We start from the raw sequence: 16085 nt of genomic DNA, 5'->3' as shown, positions 1-16085 counted from the left end.
GGCAGATGGGGTTTTGTTTTTAGTAGAGACATTCGATTTTTGTTGGTGCGTTGCCTAGGCGACGACCCGACGACACAGAATTTCTTGACGACCATAGAGCATTGGAACCACCTGATCCCATCCCGAACTCAGCAGTGAAACGATGCATCGCCGATGGTAGTGTGGGGTTTCCCCATGTGAGAGTAGGTCATCGTCAAGATTCAATTCCAAACCCCATCTGCGCAAGCAGATGGGGTTTTGTTTTTAGGGCGTGCAACAGGTTCCTCGCCGTTGAGTCATGCGAACAGATTGCGCACGTTAGCCATGGCATGATCGGCAAAGCCTTGCAGGAAAGCCTCGAACCCCGGCATATCCTGGGCGTTCGCCAACACCGGCTCGGCAATGATCGTCCACACGGCCCGGCAGGCGTCTGCCCCCAGTTCTTGCACCTCCATCGACGCCCACAGATTACCCACGGGCAAGGTGGTATGGATCGTGTTCCAGGTCATGCAATAGCGGATGTCATCTCGACTGTTCAGCTGTTCGATCACCACGTTGCCGTCCTTGAAAAACTTCTTGCGTACCGAGCCAGGACCGCTGCCCGTCATTTCTGTGTGCGACAGCGCAGGAATAAAGGTCGCGAAGCCCGCAAAATTACCTACGGTGCCCCAGACGCTCATGGCCGCTGCAGGAATCTCCACAGCGGCAATCACGCGACGGCCTTCAGGGTTATGGATCAGCGTATCGGGTTTGAGTGCGTTCATGGTGTTACTCCGGTTGGGGTGGATCAAAGGAAGTGAATGGTCTTCAGGTAATCGCATCCGGTGCCCAGTAGCTCCGGTGTTTTAGCGGGGTACGCGGTGCCCATGCGGCGCAGGCCGGCTGCCGCATTGGCATGACCGATCAGAGAGATATCGCCGATGTCTTCTTCGAAACCGTCCAGATAGAACCCCAGCACGCCATACAGCGCATTGCTGCTATCCACCAGTTTGAGTTGACGCTGCCACTGCTCGACGCTGACCCACTGAAACGCCAGGCCGCAGCTGCGAAACGACTCGACATAGGCCGCCCAGCTCAAGGGTTCAGGGTTGTGCAGATTGAACACTGCAGCCTCCGGTTGATAGCGACTGCTGTGAAACGCGATAAACCGGGAAAGGAAATCTACCGGCATCAGGTCGAAGTTCAGCTCCAGTGCCGGAACCATGCCCAGTTGCAACGACCCTTTGAGCATCAGCATCAAACGGTTGCGGTGGGGCTGGCACACACCTGACTCACTGTTGAAACCGATGTTGCCCGGCCTGTACAGATTGACCCGCACCCCTTGGCGTCGGGCCCGCTCCAGCACGCGCTCGGCAACCCATTTGGACAAGTTGTAGCCGTTACGAATGTAGATAGGCGGGGTCTCGGCAGCAGGCTGCTCCAGCACCTGTCCCTGGGCATCCACGGCACTGCAGGCAGACAGGGTCGAAACATAGTTGAAGACCTTCTTGCTCGCCCCTTCACATAACTTCAGGCACTCGAAAATCGAGTCGACGTTGTCGCCTGCCAACGAATCGTAATCCAGCACGTGATTGACGTTCGCCGCGTTATGCACCAACGCCCCGTACTCTTGGTCGAGCCGGCGGTAGTCAGCCTCGTTCAGGCCGAGTAGTGGCCGGCTGGTATCCGCCGCATAGACGCGCACACGGCTCAGATCCAAGTGCCCCAGCTGGTTGTCGGCCAGCGCATCGGTGAAACGCCGAGTGGCCATCACCTGCGAAGCCCCGCGCACCAGGCAGGCCACCTCGGTCGCTCCCCATTCCAACAAGGCCTGAACCAGATGCACGCCTACGAAGCCATTGGCCCCGGTCACAATCACCTTATGCACGTCGCCCATCCGGCTGATGGGCTGGACCTCGATGCCCAGCTCCCGCTCGGCATCGATATACGCCTGATCGCTGACACTGGAAGCCACCACGGCATCGCCACTGACCAACACTGCGAGATTGATCAAGGTGGGTTGCTCGATGAAGCGGTTGATCGACAGCCCCCGGCCAAAATGCTCGCGGATCAGCACCAGCATTTGCGAGAGCAGAATCGAGTGGCCGCCCAGGTTGAAGAAGCTTTCGTCCGTGCTGATTTCATCCTCGGACAACGCCAGCAGCTCGCTCCACAGCCCCAGCAGACGTTGCTCGACTTCGTTCGCGGGCAAGCGATGCTGTGCCCGCTCCGAGAAGCTCAGGGGCGTCGTTAGCAACGCCTTTCGATCAATCTTGCCATTGCTGGCCGACGGCAACTGCTGCAGTGCGCTGATCACCGTGGGCTGCATGTAGTCGGGCAGTCGAGCCTGGGCGTGTGCCTTGAGGAGCGCCTGGGCATCTTCTGCCTGGGGTTCGGCGACAAAAGCCAGGATACGTCGCTGACTGTCGATGACCACGGCCACCTGGCGATAGAGCAAGCTGTCCCGCAGACAACCCTCGATCTCCTCGGGCTCCACGCGAAAACCGCGGATCTTCACCTGATTATCCAATCGGCCGCTGAGCTCGATACCCTGCTTGCCCCAGCGCCCGATGTCACCGGTGCGGTACGCACGTACTCGCGTATCGCCGGGTAGCTCGATCCACGGATAGCGCTCGGCGGTCAGGGACGGGTTGCCAAGATAGCCCAGCCCCACACCGGCACCTACGATGTGGATCTCGCCGCTTTCTCCCTCGGCCACGGGGCGCTGATGCGCGTCGAGAATCAGTACGCCACAGTTGGCAATCGGGCCGCCAAGAGAGCGGTTCGAATCGCCGGCCTCCATGCGTCTTGCCGTCACCAGTACCGTGGCCTCTGTCGGTCCATACAGGTTGTACAGTCGACACTGCGTCGCCAGCCGCTCGATCACCCACGGCTCGCAGACATCGCCCCCGGTCATGACATGCTGCAAGCCCAGTGGCCGGTCCAGCGGCAACAGGCTCAGCAGCGCCGGCGGCAGAAAGGCATGGCTGAGGCGGCTGCGCTGAATCAGCTCCACCAGTTGCAAGGGATCGCGCCGCTGATCATCGCTGGGCACCACCAGGCACGCACCGCTGAGCAGGGTGGGAAAGATGTCGATCACCGAGGAATCGAAACTCAGGGTCGAAAACTGCAACACCCGACTCTGAGCCCCCAAGGCGACGTAATCGGCATACCACGCGGTGAAATGGCTCAGGTTGTGTTGACTCAGTAATACCCCCTTGGGCTGACCGGTGGTGCCCGACGTGTAAAGGGCCATGCACGCCGCGTCACGGTGACAGGCGCCGCCAAGCAGCACAGCCGTTTCGTCTGCATGGCTATGGAGTGCCAGGCTGATTTCACCCGCCAACGGGTGAGTACCGTCATGGAGCAACAACACCGCGCCCGCATTCTCCAGGATGAATTGCTGACGCTGCAGCGGTTGCGCAGGGTCCAGGGGCAGGTACACCGCGCCGCTGGCCAGCACCGCGAGGATAGTGGCGTAGAGCAGCGGCGAGCGGGGCAGGCAGACACCGATGATGACATCCCCGCTTTCCCCCACCGGCAGCCGGCCCAGCAGCTGCTGTTGTACGGAGGCGGCCAGCTGCTGCAGCTCGGCAAAGCTCAGGCATCGTTCCTCGAACTGTAATGCCGGCCGCTCGGCAAAGCGCTCAAGGCTCTCCAGCAGTCGCTGACTGAGAGGCTGTTCGGCAACGGCGAGCAAGTCCGGGCGTGCAGTACGGTTGTAGCGATGCTGGAAGGCCAGACTTTCCAACGCCAGCAAACCTGAAGGCACAGTGTGACGAGAGGGCTGGACGCTGCTCATCTGCTCTAACCATTGGCCGTCACGGCTCTGGCCGCTGATGAGCAACGTCACTGCCGACACCAGCGCCTCGCGCGCCAGGTCAACTTGCTCGCGGCCGTTGCCACTGTCGGTGGCCCCGACCGCCTGACACCACAGCAGGCGCTGCTCACATCCGTGTCCCCGCCAGCACAATAGCTCCAGTGGCGGCAGGCCGCTTGCATCGACAGGCCCCAGGCTGATCCGCACATGTAACTGCTCGCCGGCCCAGGCTGCTGGGCACTTCAGGCTGCCGTCGGCAATCAACACGTCGCCGGCCTCCACTGCTGCCGTCGTGCACTGTGTGATGCGGTGCCCATGCTCACGCAGTTCCGTGGCCAGCCTGCCCAAGGTTTCGGTCACCCCGAGCAGCGTGATATCGAGCCGTTTCATGCTGCCCTCCCCGGGACATAGTCCCTCAGCGCAGCCTGCACACAGGCATGTTCGAGCATGCCGCTGGTGCGGAAGAAACGCATGATATTGGCCACCATGGGATGCTGGTAGTTGACTGGAAATGCCACGCCGGCGACCTCGCTCACCAGCCTGCGACGAACAGTGGCGCTCACCGGCAGACTGTCGATCAGGCGCAGGTCGAAGGCTTGCTGGATGTCGTTGGTCAGGTACTGGCGGATAAAGGTCGGCAAAATCTGCGCAAGCGTCTGGCGGTCATCTGCTGGCGCCCCTTGCCAGTAGATGCTCACCAGCCGGGCCCAGAAACCCGAGTGTCGTCCTTCGTCCAGCAGGTGGTCCGCCATCAACCCCTTGACCGATGCCTTGACCGTGTCGTCGCGGGCAAATGCGGCGACATCATTGGTCACCGTGCTCTCGGCGATCGCCACGCAGATCAGCTCCATGGCATCGCGAAGCGGCGGCGGAGCCAGTTGCACGGCAGCAGGAATGGCCCGGCTCAATTCAATCTCGCCTGGCAGTTCGATAGGCTCTATACCCGTGAGGGTGCGCGCTTGCTGCATGAAGTCCATGGCGACGAGGGCGTGATAGTCCTCGTCCACCACCACGGTCATGGCGTCATACCGACAGGCAAACGGAAACTCGATGGCAAACCGGTTTTTGGCAATGTTGCGCGCCGTCTTGTCGACGATCTCCGTTTCAAAAATCACCACGTCGTTGATGAATTTGTACAGGCTCTGCACCAGCACGAAATCGCGCAGTTGCGGACAGGTGTCGACAAAGGCGGCACTCAACGCCAAGGGCTGCCGGCTGAGTGGGTAGATCAGTCGGTCATCGTCTTCAAGCATCCGCCGCGGTCGCGTGCGAATGGTCGCCCGTGCCTCCCAGGTCTCGGCAAATGACTGGTATTCACAGGCGTTCATGCCGCCACCTCCGTCAACAGGCTTTGCCGAAGGCCGTCCCAAAGCGCCCTGCGACTGGCCACTGCGTCGATGGCCGCGCGGTACACTTCATGCTCGCGTTGCGGGTCGCCGGCGATCAGGCGGGCCAACAATTGCTCGGCTGCCGGGCCATGATCTTCGCTGTCGACTTCGATGTGCCGTTGCAGGTAATAACGAAAAGTCGGGGCCTGATCGGCACCTACGTCGCAGTCATCCAGCAAGCGTTGAAACATCGGCGGAATGACGCTCTCTCGACCGTGCAGAAAGGCAGCCGCCACACAATGGCCTGGTGCATGCAGGGCGGTGTCCAGGGTATTGCGCACGAACGCCATCGCCGCCGGATCGGCACCCACCGCTTGAAGTGCGGTGAGGTGATGCATGCCGCCGCGCTGCAGCGCGATGAAACGTTCGATCTTGTCGGTGCTCGCACCGATTTCCCGCATGGCGTCGAGGTACAACTCGAAATGGCTGTAATGGCCATGCTCGAGATGATCGTCGGTTTCTTCGCCCAGCACGATTTCGTTGATGAGCCGAGCCGCTCGGGGATCAGCCGGTGGTAGCCAGGGCAGTTGTACACAGGTCAGTTCCTGTTGCAGGCGCTTGGTCAGCGACATGAAGTCCCAGACCGCAAATACATGCACTTCCATAAACCGTCTGAGGCGCGGAAGTGCATCAATTTCGGAAAATATCGGGTGGTGTGACAGTTCAAGTTTGTCGTGGGAAAGTTGCTGGTCAAGTGGCGGCATAATCAAACTTCCTTGATGAGGTTGATGGCGCTGTTGTGGACCGATCAGGCCGCGTCGAGGCGAACGCCTGCGCCGTGCATGAAAGACGGGACACTCAAGACTGATGCAATGATTTGCCGGCATCGGCAAATACCCTGTCAGTACGACAGGCCCAGCCGGCAAGGGGTTGCCCGCTGGTGAGAAAAACTTAGTTCAGTTTGTCGGTGGCTGCCAAGTACTTTTTCTGAAAAGTTAATGACGCGGTTTCTTAAAGTTGCAGGCATCCGTTAAAACAAACACAAGTTGTTTTATTGTGGCGTGAGTGTCCCTTTCAATAGATTCACTATCAAAATGAATTCAGGGCAAATGGCACGTTCACGCTGGACACCCAGCATGGGCAAGTGGGGCGGTGTTTATTTGAAAGGGCGCTGGCCAATGCAGGTGGCTGGCAAGCCTGGTGGTCTAACCCTCCTTGTCGGGTTGGCGTGTGACGCCGGATTCCGGCGCATCGACCCGCAATGCAGCCATCCTAGTGTTCGGCGTAGGCAGCAGGCTACCGGTAGGGGGTGTGTTTCACATGGGAAGAAGAGAGGAGAGAGCACTGCTCGCCGGCCATTGCGGCCAGCGATCGAATCAGTCGTGGGTGCCGCCTTGGCTGAGGTAGCGGGTGATGGCGTCGATCCCGCGCTGCAAATGGAGGGTCAGTAATTCGACTGCCAGCGTGGTGTCACGTTGGCGGACGGCAGCGAGCAGGTCGCGGTGATCGTCTTGGGACAACTTGCCCAGCCCCATCGCCGACAGATTGAAGCGCAGGAAGCGTTCCTCTTCGGCCAGGCCCTGCTCGGCAAGGCGCAGCAGCCGCTGGTTGGGGGCCTGGCTGTACAGCGCCATATGGAACAAGCGATTGAGCCGGCCCATCTCCTTGAAGTCGGTTTCCTGCTCAAGAGCCTCGATGATGGTCAACGCGGTGTCGAAGTCAGCCTCGCGCAGACGAGGGATCGACAGGCGCAGGGCTTCGCTTTCCAGCAGAATGCGCAACCCATAGGTTTCCGCAGCGTCGCCGGTGATCAGCGGAGCTACCACGGCGCCCTTGTGATGCACCACTTGCAACAGGCCCTGGGCTTCTAGCTGGCGCAGGGCTTCTCGCACTGGCATGCGGCTGACACCGAACAGGGTGGCCAGCTCTTGCTGACGCAGCGCCAGACCGCAGGGCAGACGACCGTCGAGAATAGCGTTACGCAAACGCTCTTCGATCACTGACCTGGCCATGTGGGCTGGAACTTGTTCAATGTCGAGAATACTGCTCAAACGAACGGATTTTTCTGCCACGCGACTTCAGCCCCCCAATCCTGCTTGGCCGGCCGAAATAGGCCGTTTATCCAAGCTAAGTTTTACATACCTGCAGGGAGTTGCCCAAGCCTTCTCACCCGGATTCTAGGGTCTTTTACACGCTTTCAGATCGCTGGCTGAAAAATGACCAGCAGGACGGACGGAAGGTGGCGCGAGTGCCATTGTCTTTTGCCTTGGCAGCGCTCACCATGCGCGAGATCCCACACAGTAGTCCGGATGCTCGCCTTGGCGCTCAGCCCTCCCATCAAAGCATTACTGCGCCGCTACGGGCACTGGCTCGGGCCGCTATCGCTGCTGTTCGTCCTGTTGCCGCTGGCGCTGCAGGCCGACTGGGACTTCACTTCCATCAGCCGCAAGGCCACCGCCCTCTACGGGCCGCTCGGCGCTGGCCAGCAGCGTATCGATGCCTGGCAAAACCTGTTGGCTACCCAGAAGCAGGACACCGAGGTGGAGAAGCTCAAGGTGGTCAACCTGTTCTTCAACCACCAGATGGTCTACACCGAAGACATCGACCTGTGGGGCGTGGTGGACTATTGGGAAACCCCCGTCGAGGCGCTCTGGAAAGGTGCCGGCGACTGCGAAGACTACGCCATTGCCAAGTACTTCAGCCTGCGTCATCTGGGCGTCGCCGCCGAGAAATTGCGCATCACCTACGTCAAGGCGCTGACTCAGAACCGCGCGCACATGGTCTTGACCTATTATGCGACACCCAATGCCGTGCCACTGGTACTCGACAGTCTGATGGACCCGATCAAGATGGCCAGTGACCGCCCCGACCTGTTGCCGGTCTACTCCTTCAACGGTGAAGGGCTGTGGCTGACCGGTTCTGCGGGCAATAAAAAAGTGGGCGACAGCAAGCGCCTGTCGCGCTGGCAGGACGTGTTGCACAAAATGGCCGCCGAAGGCTTCCCCGTCGAGTCGGAAAATTAATTCAGGAGCACCGATGTCTCTGTTCAAACAGTTGTTGCTCGCGATTTGTCTGTTTCTGGTGGTCGCCTTCACCGGCAGTTTCATGGTCAGCCTGGAGAGCTCACGGGCGCAGTACGTCAACCAACTGCGCTCCCATGCTCAGGATGCGGCGACGTCGCTGGCTTTGTCGCTGACCCCCAATATCGATGATCCGGCCATGGTCGAAATCATGGTCTCATCGATTTTCGACAGCGGTTACTACACCAGCATTCGGGTGATCAATCTGGCTGACGGCAAGGTCATGGTCGAGCGCCATGCCGACCCTGGCGAAGGCGATGTGCCTGGCTGGTTCGTGCGTCTGATCGGCCTGGACCCGGCGGGCGGCGACGCCATCGTCAGTCGCGGCTGGCAGCAGGCGGCGCGGGTCGAAGTCATCAGCCACCCGATGTTTGCCTTGGCCAAGCTGTGGGACAGCGCCCTGGGCAGTCTCGGCTGGTTGCTGTTGTGCGGGATTCTCAGTGGTATCGTCGGCGCCTTGATTCTGCGTCGGCAACTGCGTCCTCTGGACCTGTTGGTCGAGCAGTCCCACGCCATCGCGCGGCGTGAATTCTTCAGCTTGCCCGATTTGCCCACCACCCCGGAGATCCGCCGCGTGGTGTCGGCGATGAACCAGATGGTCGAGAAGCTCAAGGCACTGTTCCGTGAGCAGACCGAGCGCAGCGAAAAGTTGCGAGTGGAATCTTACCAGGACAGCCTCACGGGCCTGGCCAACCGGCGCTATTTCGAGATGCAGCTGCACGACCGAGTCAGTGCAGCCGAAGAGTCACGTGCTGGCTACCTGTTGATCCTGCGGGTCAATGATCTGGCCGGTCTCAACCAGCGCCTCGGCGGCCAGCGCACCGACCAGCTATTGCAAGCAGTCGGGCAGCAACTGGTGCGCACCTGTGTGCGCTACCCGGAGACCCAGAACCTCATCACCCGCAGCCGCGGCGGCGAGTTCGCTGTGCTGGCACCCGGGATGGTGCAGGCCGAGGCGGTTCAATGGGCTCAGGAGCTGGAAACGACCCTGCACAGCCTGTATGACACCGGCGCCAGCGATCTGCTGCCGGTGGCCCACTTGGGGCTGGCCGCCTACCTGCCCGGCGACGATCCGCAGGTCTTGCTCAAACTGGCCGACCAGGCGCTGGCGCAAGCCGAAAGCAGCGGCGAACGCAGTTGGGTGTGCCTTGAACACAGCGTGGTGCAGGTCGTGGAAGACGACCATCACGCCTGGCGCCAACTGCTGGATCGTGCGCTCTCCAAGGGTCACGTACAGCTGTTTTTCCAACCGGTGGTGCAAAGCGATCCCACCGCTCGGTTGCTGCACTACAAAGTCGTCTCGCGACTCCTGGATGAGCAGGGCCAGGCCATCGTCGCCGGGCGTTTCCTGCCTTGGCTCGAGCGTTTCGGCTGGTTGCCGCGGCTGGACGAGATGATGCTGGCCATGGTGCTCAAACACCTGCAGACCCACAGTGATGCGCTGGCAGTGAACCTCTCCGCCGCGACCCTGGCCGACTCGGCAACGATGGAACGGATTTTCGCCCTGCTGGCCGAATTGCCCGACCTCGGTCCACGCCTGACCCTGGAAATCGGCGAAGAACAGCTGCCGGAGCAAGCTGCCCTCGAAGCGCTGACCCGGCGCCTGCGCAGCCTGGGCTACGGCTTGAGCCTGCAGCGCTTTGGCGGACGCTTCAGCATGATCGGCAACCTGGCCCACCTTGGCCTGGCCTATCTGAAAATCGACGGCAGCTACATTCGTGCCATCGATCAGGAGAGCCACAAGCGCCTGTTCATCGAAGCCATCCAGCGGGCCGCGCACAGCATCGACCTGCCACTGATCGCCGAGCGGGTGGAAACAGAAGGGGAGTTGAGTGTTATCCGGGAGATGGGTGTTTCAGGGGTTCAAGGCCGCTTGATCGGCGACCCGGCACCTTGGCGCTGACCTAGATCAACCCCGGCTCATCATCATTGATCAAATCCGTCAGACCACCCAGCGCCACCCGCGCGTTGGTGCGGTCCATCAATTTGGCCTGCGCCGCCGGCGGCAGGTCGGTGACGCGAATCACGCCCTGGGTGGTCAACACCTGAATCAGGTCGTCCAGTACCCGGATCATGTCCAGGTCGCTCTGCTTGAGCTGCTTCAGGCTGTTTTGCACCACATCATTGGCAAACCACGCCTGGATTTCGTGATGGTCAGCCGCCAGGGTTTCAGTGGCTTCGGGATACTCCGCCGCCTCGACCCGCATCAGCTGCCCTTCAACGTCACGCTGCACGTAAAACATCTCGACTCTCCATCGGGCAATCCTTGGAAAAAACGACGCCGCGGGCCAGGCCCGCAGCGTATTGACTGACTATAGGCAAACGCCGTGATCAGTGGTGGTCTACCTTGACCGTCGGATCGGCGCCGGCCACCAACGCATTGACGGTGGTGTGCGACCAATTGTTACCGTCGAGCTTGATGGTCAAGTCGGCCGTCCCGCCGCCAGCCGAGGTGAACGCACCGGTGCTGCTGACCTGCAAGGTCGACGTGCCGGTCGAGTCGGTGGTGATCTTCAAGTAGTTGCTCAGGTTGCTGTCGTTCTCGCCCTGCAGCAGATCATGCAGGTCAAGGCGATCGCCCTCGCTGGCCTTGAAGTCGGTGATCTCGTTGTTGCCGGTGTTGCCCTTGGCGAACATGAAGGTGTCGGCGCCGCTGCCTCCGGTCAGCGTATTGTTGCCCGAGCCACCGATCAGGATGTCGTTGCCGCTGCCGCCGTCCAGGGTGTCGTTGCCGCCTTGGCCGAACAGGATGTCGTTGCCGGAACCGCCCTTGAGGATGTCGTTGCCCTCGGTCACGCCGTGGGGGTTGGAGTTGTTACTCAGCGCAATCGTCTCGGCCAGGTGGTCGGTGATGTACTGGTGCAACGCGCTGTCAGTGCTCACACCGGCGAAAGCCTTGAGCGCTTCGGTGCCTTGTACGGTTGTGCCGTCGGCCTTGGTGAAGGTGATCAGGTCGCCGAACAGGATGTCATTGCCGTCGTTGCCCAGCAGCGTGTCGTTGCCGGTAGCGCTATAGTGGCCCTGCACGGCGTTGTCCAGGTTGCTGACGTCGACCCCGGTCTGCGCTTTGCCTGTGGTGTCATAGGTATTCAACACAGCGGACTGGATGCTGCTCCCAATACCGATGGCATGGACAGTCATGTCCAGGTGGTCGGCGGTCAGCAGCTTGTAGGCATCGCTCGATTCGCTGTTGACCGTGACCTGCCCGGCCGTGGTGTTCGGCGTGGTGGTCTTGACCACGTCATAGCCGCCAACGCCGTCCGCCTCGACATAACCGATGACCGTGCCGGTACCGGTGGTGGTGGTCGCATAGCTGTGAACTTGGCCGCTGGCGTCGACCACCAGGCGGTTGGCAACGCCGTCGACCGTGGCATACAGCGCCGTGGTCTGGCCGAGTGTGTAATTGTTGGTGTTGACCAGCGAGTCGAAAGTCTCGCTCGGCAACAGGCCAATGGCGGTGCTGACGTCTTTGCCGTAGGTATTGGGTGCACCGTCGGTGATGAAGTAGGTGACGTTATTGGCGTTTGCGGTGACGCTGCTGCTGTTGAACCAGTTCGCCGTGGCCTTGAGGGCGTCCTCGTAGTTGGTCACGTCGTAGGAGTGCGAGACCATGTTGTTGATCACGGTCTGCAACTGGCTCAGCGCGGCAGCCTGCTGGGTGGTATCGGAACTGAAGGTCACCGAGACCTGAGACTCGACCTTGGTGTCGAAGTCCACCAGCAACACTTTGACCACGCCGGAGCCGTCTTTGGCCGCGTTGCTGGACAGGGTCTGGAACAGGCTGGTCAGCTGGTCCTTGATAGTCTGCATGGCGGTGCTGCCGATGCTGCCCGAGGTATCCACGACAAAAGCGACGTTGTAGCTCTGGCCTTGCACGATGGCGCCGGTCGAGTCCGCCACTTCAATGGTGTTGACGCCGGCTGCCGCCGGGGTGGTGCCATCGATGCTGACGTAGCTGGCCGGGGCAATGTCCACGGTCATGGTGGCGGCGGTACCGGTGGTGAGACCATCGGTGGGGGCGTATTGGAACGTGGCGTAGTCGGCTTGCTGGTTGCCCACGCCGGTGCCGCTGAAGCTGCTGTTGCCCGACTCGTAGGCGTCTGGCACGAAGCGCAGTTCACCGGCATCAATGGTGGCTTTGCTGATCCAGTTGCCGTTGGTGACATCGGCCTGGGTCAGGGTGACCCAGGTGCCGCTGGCGTTCTCGACCTGCAGGACGCCATCCACCGGCAGTTTGCTGATGGTGATGCCCAGTGAGCTCGGCGAACTGTCGTTGTCGGTGACGTGGAAGTCCGACCAGTTCAGGGTCAGCGCGGTGTTTTCGTTGCCGCTGACGGTGCCGCCGGTGGCCACGGGTGCCTGGTCTACCGCGTCCACAGTGACGTGAATCACAGTGGAGTTGGACGCCGTGCTGCTCAGGTTGGCAGTTTCCGTGGCGGTAGCGGTCACGGTCAGGTCGAAGGTACCGACGAAACCGGTGGCCGGCGTCACGCTCAGTTTGGTCAGGTCCCAGCCAGTGACATCGACCGTGCCGCTGGTAGTCGAGGTGTGGGTACCGTCGGTGATTGTCGCGCCGGTCGGCACGCCGTTGATGGCCACGGTGTGATTTTCCGAGCCATCGTTGTCGGTGAAGGTCGCGGTCACGCTGCTGAGCTTGATCGCAGTATTTTCCGCGCCTTCGTTCAACTGGTAACCGGCGTAATGGCCTTCGCCATTGCTGTCGACGTGGGCGACAACGGTCACGCCTTGATGGGTAAGGTCGCTGATGCTGGTGTAGGTCGGCGCGGTCGAGCTGCCCAGTTCTACAGCGTTGGCGCCGTCTACCGAGAGCTTGACGTCGTAGTTGCCCGGGCCGTTCTGGTTGTAGTGGTAGATATCCAGCGTGTAGTAGCCGGTTTCCAGCGGGGTGTAAGTGGAACTGGTGAGGGTGCCGCTGTTGTTGGCCCAGGTGGCTTGAGCCACGGTGGTGCCGCCTACGGTTACGGCCAGGCTGTCATCGGCGGTGCCGCTGAAGGTGTAGGTGTGGCCGGCTTCCAGGTAGATCAGGCCGCTGGTTTTCGAGGCCACGCCCTGGGTGACCGTCGCGGCGTTCACGTCGGTGGCGTGGGTGCTGCTATTGGCCGCCACGGCGGTGGAGCCGATCTTGCTGATCAAGGTCGCGGCATCAGCGCCGCCACCGCCGGTGCCCAGGCCGCTGATAGTACCCACCCAGGTCTGCTTGGTCAGGCCGGTGGAAACAATTGCGTCGGTGCCTTGGGTCACGGTTGGTGCATCGGCAATCGGCGTGACCTGGACATTCAGGGTTGCGGCCGCGCCGGTGGTGGTGCCGTCGGTGGGGGTGAACTGGATCTGTGCGTAGACCTGATCAAGGTTGCCCACACCGCTCTGGGTGCCGCTGGACTCATTGCTGTCCGGCACGAAGCGCAGTTCGCCGGCATCAATGGCCGCCTTGCTGATCCAGTTGCCGTTGGTGACGTCGGCCTGGGTCAAGGTCACCCAGGTGCCGCTGGAATTTTCAACCTGGAGTACGCCGTTCGCCGGCAGTTGGGTAATGGCGATACCCAGTGCACTTGACGGGCTGTCCACGTCGCTGATGTTCAAGCTCGACCACTGGAGGGTGATCGCGCTGTCTTCGTTGCCTTGCACGGTGCCGCCCAGGGCCACTGGCGCGTCGTCCACGGGGACTACATGCACCACGGCGGTGGCAGCGGTGGAGTCCACGCTGCCATCGTTGACCGTGATGGTGATTTCGCGGTCGTCGCTGCTCGGATTCTGGCTGCTGTTACTGTATTGCAGCGACTCCAGAACGGCCTGGTAATCGGCCAGCGAGGCTTCGCCGCTCAGGGTGATCACACGGCTGCCGTCGGCGTTCGTGGTGGTGGTCTCGCTGATGGCCGAATTGCTCACGCCAAAGGTCAGGACGTCATCGCTGCTGGCGGCGGCCAGGGTGATGGTGGCGCCTTTGAGGGTGCTATTGTCGACATCGCTCAGATGCAGGTCGGCGGCCACGGTGACGGCGGCCTGATCTTCGGTGAAGGTACTGACGAACGTGCTGGTACCACCCCCGGTATGGTCGATCACCGGGGCATCGTCCACGGCAGCCACGGTGATGACCAGGTTTTTGGTGGACGTCACCGGCGTGGCGACGCCGTCGTTGTCGATGGCGGTGACCAGCGCGGTCACGGTGCCGTTGAAGTCTTTCGGGCCGGTGAACAGCAGGTTGCTGGTGTTCCAACCTTCGATTTCCACCGACTGGCTGGCGCTGCTGATGGTCACGGTGTGGGCCGCCGTGCCGTCAGTGATCACCGAGCCTTCGGGCAGGCCGGACAGGAACAGCTTGATGGTTTCCGAACCGTCGGTGTCGACGCTGGTGGCCGTGATGTTGGACAACAGGATCGCGTGGTCTTCCAGGCCGCTGTTGCGCACCTCGCTGACCGCGATGTTGTCCATCAGGCCGCCGTAGGAGTTGCTGTCGGCCGCCTGGAACGTCAGTACGGCGTTACCGGTCGTGTCCACCGGCACCTGGAAGGTGTAGTGGGTCATGGTGGTGCTGGCGCTGTCGAGTGTACCGACGAGCACCGTGCCCCAGTAGACATTGATGACCGAGTCGCCGGTGTGGCCTTCGCGGGCCGCATAGTCGACATCGATCTGGTAAGTCGCACCGGCCCGGGTGGCGATGGTGGTGTACAAGTCGGCAGCGTCGCCCTTGTTCTGCTCCAGCTCGATGACCTGGCTGGCGCTGTTGGTCACACCGTACAGGGTATTGGCTTGGCCGATTTCCACCGTGCCTTCGATGTTGTGAGTGTTCCACACACCCGCGCCACCGACGGTGGACACCGGGAGGAAGCCAAGGGTGTTGACCGGGACGTTCTCGAAGTTGGCGAACAGGAATTGCCCGGCGCCACTGAAATCGATGACCGGAACGTCGGAGACCGGGTGGATATCCACGGTCATGGTGGCCGTGGCACCCACCTCGGTGCCGGCCACCGGCTTGAAGCCGATATCCGCATAGTCATGCTGCATGTTGCCCACGCCGGTTCCCGCGTAGCTGCTGTCGCCCGATTCGTTGGCGGCAGGCACGAACTGCAGTTTGCCGGCATCGATGTCGGCCTTGCTGAAGACCGTGCCGTTGGTGATGTCGGCCTGGGTGACGTTGGTCCACACGCCCGGCGAAGTTTCGTATTGCAGCACGCCGTTGGCGGGCAGCGAGGTAATGATCACGCCCTGGGTCAGGCTGGCGCTGACGGTCGAGGTGACCGCGAAATCGCTCCAGGTGATGGCCAGCGACGTGTCTTCGAAACCGGTGGCGTTCGGCGTGCCGGTGACGGGCACATCATTGTCGAGAATGGTGGTGGTGACACTGGAGGCGTTGGCCGCTGGCACCAGGTTCTCGTAGTTGCCGCCGGTGGGGTTGACCACGCTGATGGTGAAGCTGCGGGCACCGTCGACGATGTTGTTGTCGATGGTCTGCACGGCGAAGGCATAAGGCGTAGTGGTACCGGCAGGGATGGTGACGGAGGTCACGCCCTTGAAGTCAGTGCCATCGGCGGCAACACCGCTGTAGGCCAGTTGCACTGTCACGTCGGTCTGCGGCGGGTTGGTCAGGGTCAGGGTATAGGTCGCATCCTGACCTTCGGTGACCGTGGCGGAACCAGCAAGGCTGACCGTGGTGGTGTCAATGGAATCGGTGACCTGCGTGACGGCTGCGGTCTGGTCCGGTACCAGGTTTTCAAAGTTGCCGCCGCTGGCGGCGGTGATGGTGGTGCTGACGGTGTGGGCGTCGATGTAGACATCGTTGGCGGCCGTCGGCACATCCACCGTGCCGACGGTTTTGCCGGCGTCGATGGTGATGGTCTGGTTGTTGGACAGGGTCAGGGTGACCGGCGTCTGCGCCGCGTT

General features: G+C 61.4%; 9 protein-coding genes and 1 rRNA gene. 3 read left to right on the top strand and 7 right to left on the bottom strand.

The annotated features are described in order from the left end of the window. Positions 1-83: 83 nt before the first annotated feature. Positions 84-199, top strand: a 5S ribosomal RNA gene (rrf, locus tag HB675_RS25430). A 76-nt stretch (positions 200-275) separates the two neighbouring features. Here rrf and HB675_RS25425 read toward each other — a convergent pair. From HB675_RS25425 to HB675_RS25405, 5 genes are all read right to left on the bottom strand, one after another. Next, positions 276-743 (bottom strand): SRPBCC family protein, encoded by a 468-nt coding sequence (locus HB675_RS25425; protein WP_213881928.1) that lies wholly within the window; start codon positions 741-743, stop codon positions 276-278. Between the two features lie 23 nt (positions 744-766). Further along, positions 767-4168, bottom strand: a complete 3402-nt coding sequence (locus HB675_RS25420) for a non-ribosomal peptide synthetase (protein WP_213881927.1) — start codon at positions 4166-4168, stop codon at positions 767-769. Continuing rightward, positions 4165-5106 (bottom strand): diiron oxygenase, encoded by a 942-nt coding sequence (locus HB675_RS25415; RefSeq protein WP_213881926.1) that lies wholly within the window; start codon positions 5104-5106, stop codon positions 4165-4167. Before HB675_RS25415 ends, HB675_RS25420 begins: the two co-directional genes overlap by 4 nt. Next, positions 5103-5870 (bottom strand): DUF3050 domain-containing protein, encoded by a 768-nt coding sequence (locus HB675_RS25410; protein WP_213881925.1) that lies wholly within the window; start codon positions 5868-5870, stop codon positions 5103-5105. Before HB675_RS25410 ends, HB675_RS25415 begins: the two co-directional genes overlap by 4 nt. Positions 5871-6482: 612 nt before the next feature. Then, positions 6483-7118: a GntR family transcriptional regulator gene (locus HB675_RS25405; RefSeq protein WP_213881924.1), complete on the bottom strand. Its 636-nt coding sequence runs from the start codon at positions 7116-7118 to the stop codon at positions 6483-6485. A 375-nt stretch (positions 7119-7493) separates the two neighbouring features. Between HB675_RS25405 and lapG the strand changes: the two genes are divergently transcribed. Both lapG and lapD read left to right on the top strand, forming a co-directional pair. Beyond that, complete coding sequence (gene lapG, locus HB675_RS25400; protein ID WP_256737677.1) at positions 7494-8129, top strand: cysteine protease LapG; 636 nt, start codon at positions 7494-7496, stop codon at positions 8127-8129. 13 nt (positions 8130-8142) lie between these two features. Beyond that, positions 8143-10089, top strand: a complete 1947-nt coding sequence (gene lapD, locus HB675_RS25395; protein ID WP_213881922.1) for a cyclic di-GMP receptor LapD — start codon at positions 8143-8145, stop codon at positions 10087-10089. 1 nt (position 10090) lies between these two features. Here lapD and HB675_RS25390 read toward each other — a convergent pair whose 3' ends face one another. Together HB675_RS25390 and HB675_RS25385 are read right to left on the bottom strand one after the other, a co-directional pair. Further along, entirely contained in the window at positions 10091-10429 is a 339-nt protein-coding gene (locus HB675_RS25390) for a tryptophan synthase subunit beta (protein WP_213881921.1), read from the bottom strand. 88 nt (positions 10430-10517) lie between these two features. After that, positions 10518-16085: immunoglobulin-like domain-containing protein (locus HB675_RS25385; RefSeq protein ID WP_213881920.1), on the bottom strand; the 5568-nt coding region annotated here is incomplete at its 5' end.

The organism is Pseudomonas sp. dw_358 (assembly GCF_018449655.1).
Classification (GTDB): domain Bacteria; phylum Pseudomonadota; class Gammaproteobacteria; order Pseudomonadales; family Pseudomonadaceae; genus Aquipseudomonas.
The sequence above is the reverse complement of the archived record's forward strand: the minus strand, read 5'-3'. Positions and strand labels throughout refer to the sequence as shown.

What these genes read in the sequence shown, in the direction of transcription:
- HB675_RS25425 (WP_213881928.1), bottom strand. Translation starts at nt 743, where the DNA reads ATGAACGCACTCAAACCCGATACGCTGATCCATAACCCTGAAGGCCGT.
- HB675_RS25420 (WP_213881927.1), bottom strand. Translation starts at nt 4,168, where the DNA reads ATGAAACGGCTCGATATCACGCTGCTCGGGGTGACCGAAACCTTGGGC.
- HB675_RS25415 (WP_213881926.1), bottom strand. Translation starts at nt 5,106, where the DNA reads ATGAACGCCTGTGAATACCAGTCATTTGCCGAGACCTGGGAGGCACGG.
- HB675_RS25410 (WP_213881925.1), bottom strand. Translation starts at nt 5,870, where the DNA reads ATGCCGCCACTTGACCAGCAACTTTCCCACGACAAACTTGAACTGTCA.
- HB675_RS25405 (WP_213881924.1), bottom strand. Translation starts at nt 7,118, where the DNA reads ATGGCCAGGTCAGTGATCGAAGAGCGTTTGCGTAACGCTATTCTCGAC.
- lapD (WP_213881922.1), top strand. Translation starts at nt 8,143, where the DNA reads ATGTCTCTGTTCAAACAGTTGTTGCTCGCGATTTGTCTGTTTCTGGTG.
- HB675_RS25390 (WP_213881921.1), bottom strand. Translation starts at nt 10,429, where the DNA reads ATGTTTTACGTGCAGCGTGACGTTGAAGGGCAGCTGATGCGGGTCGAG.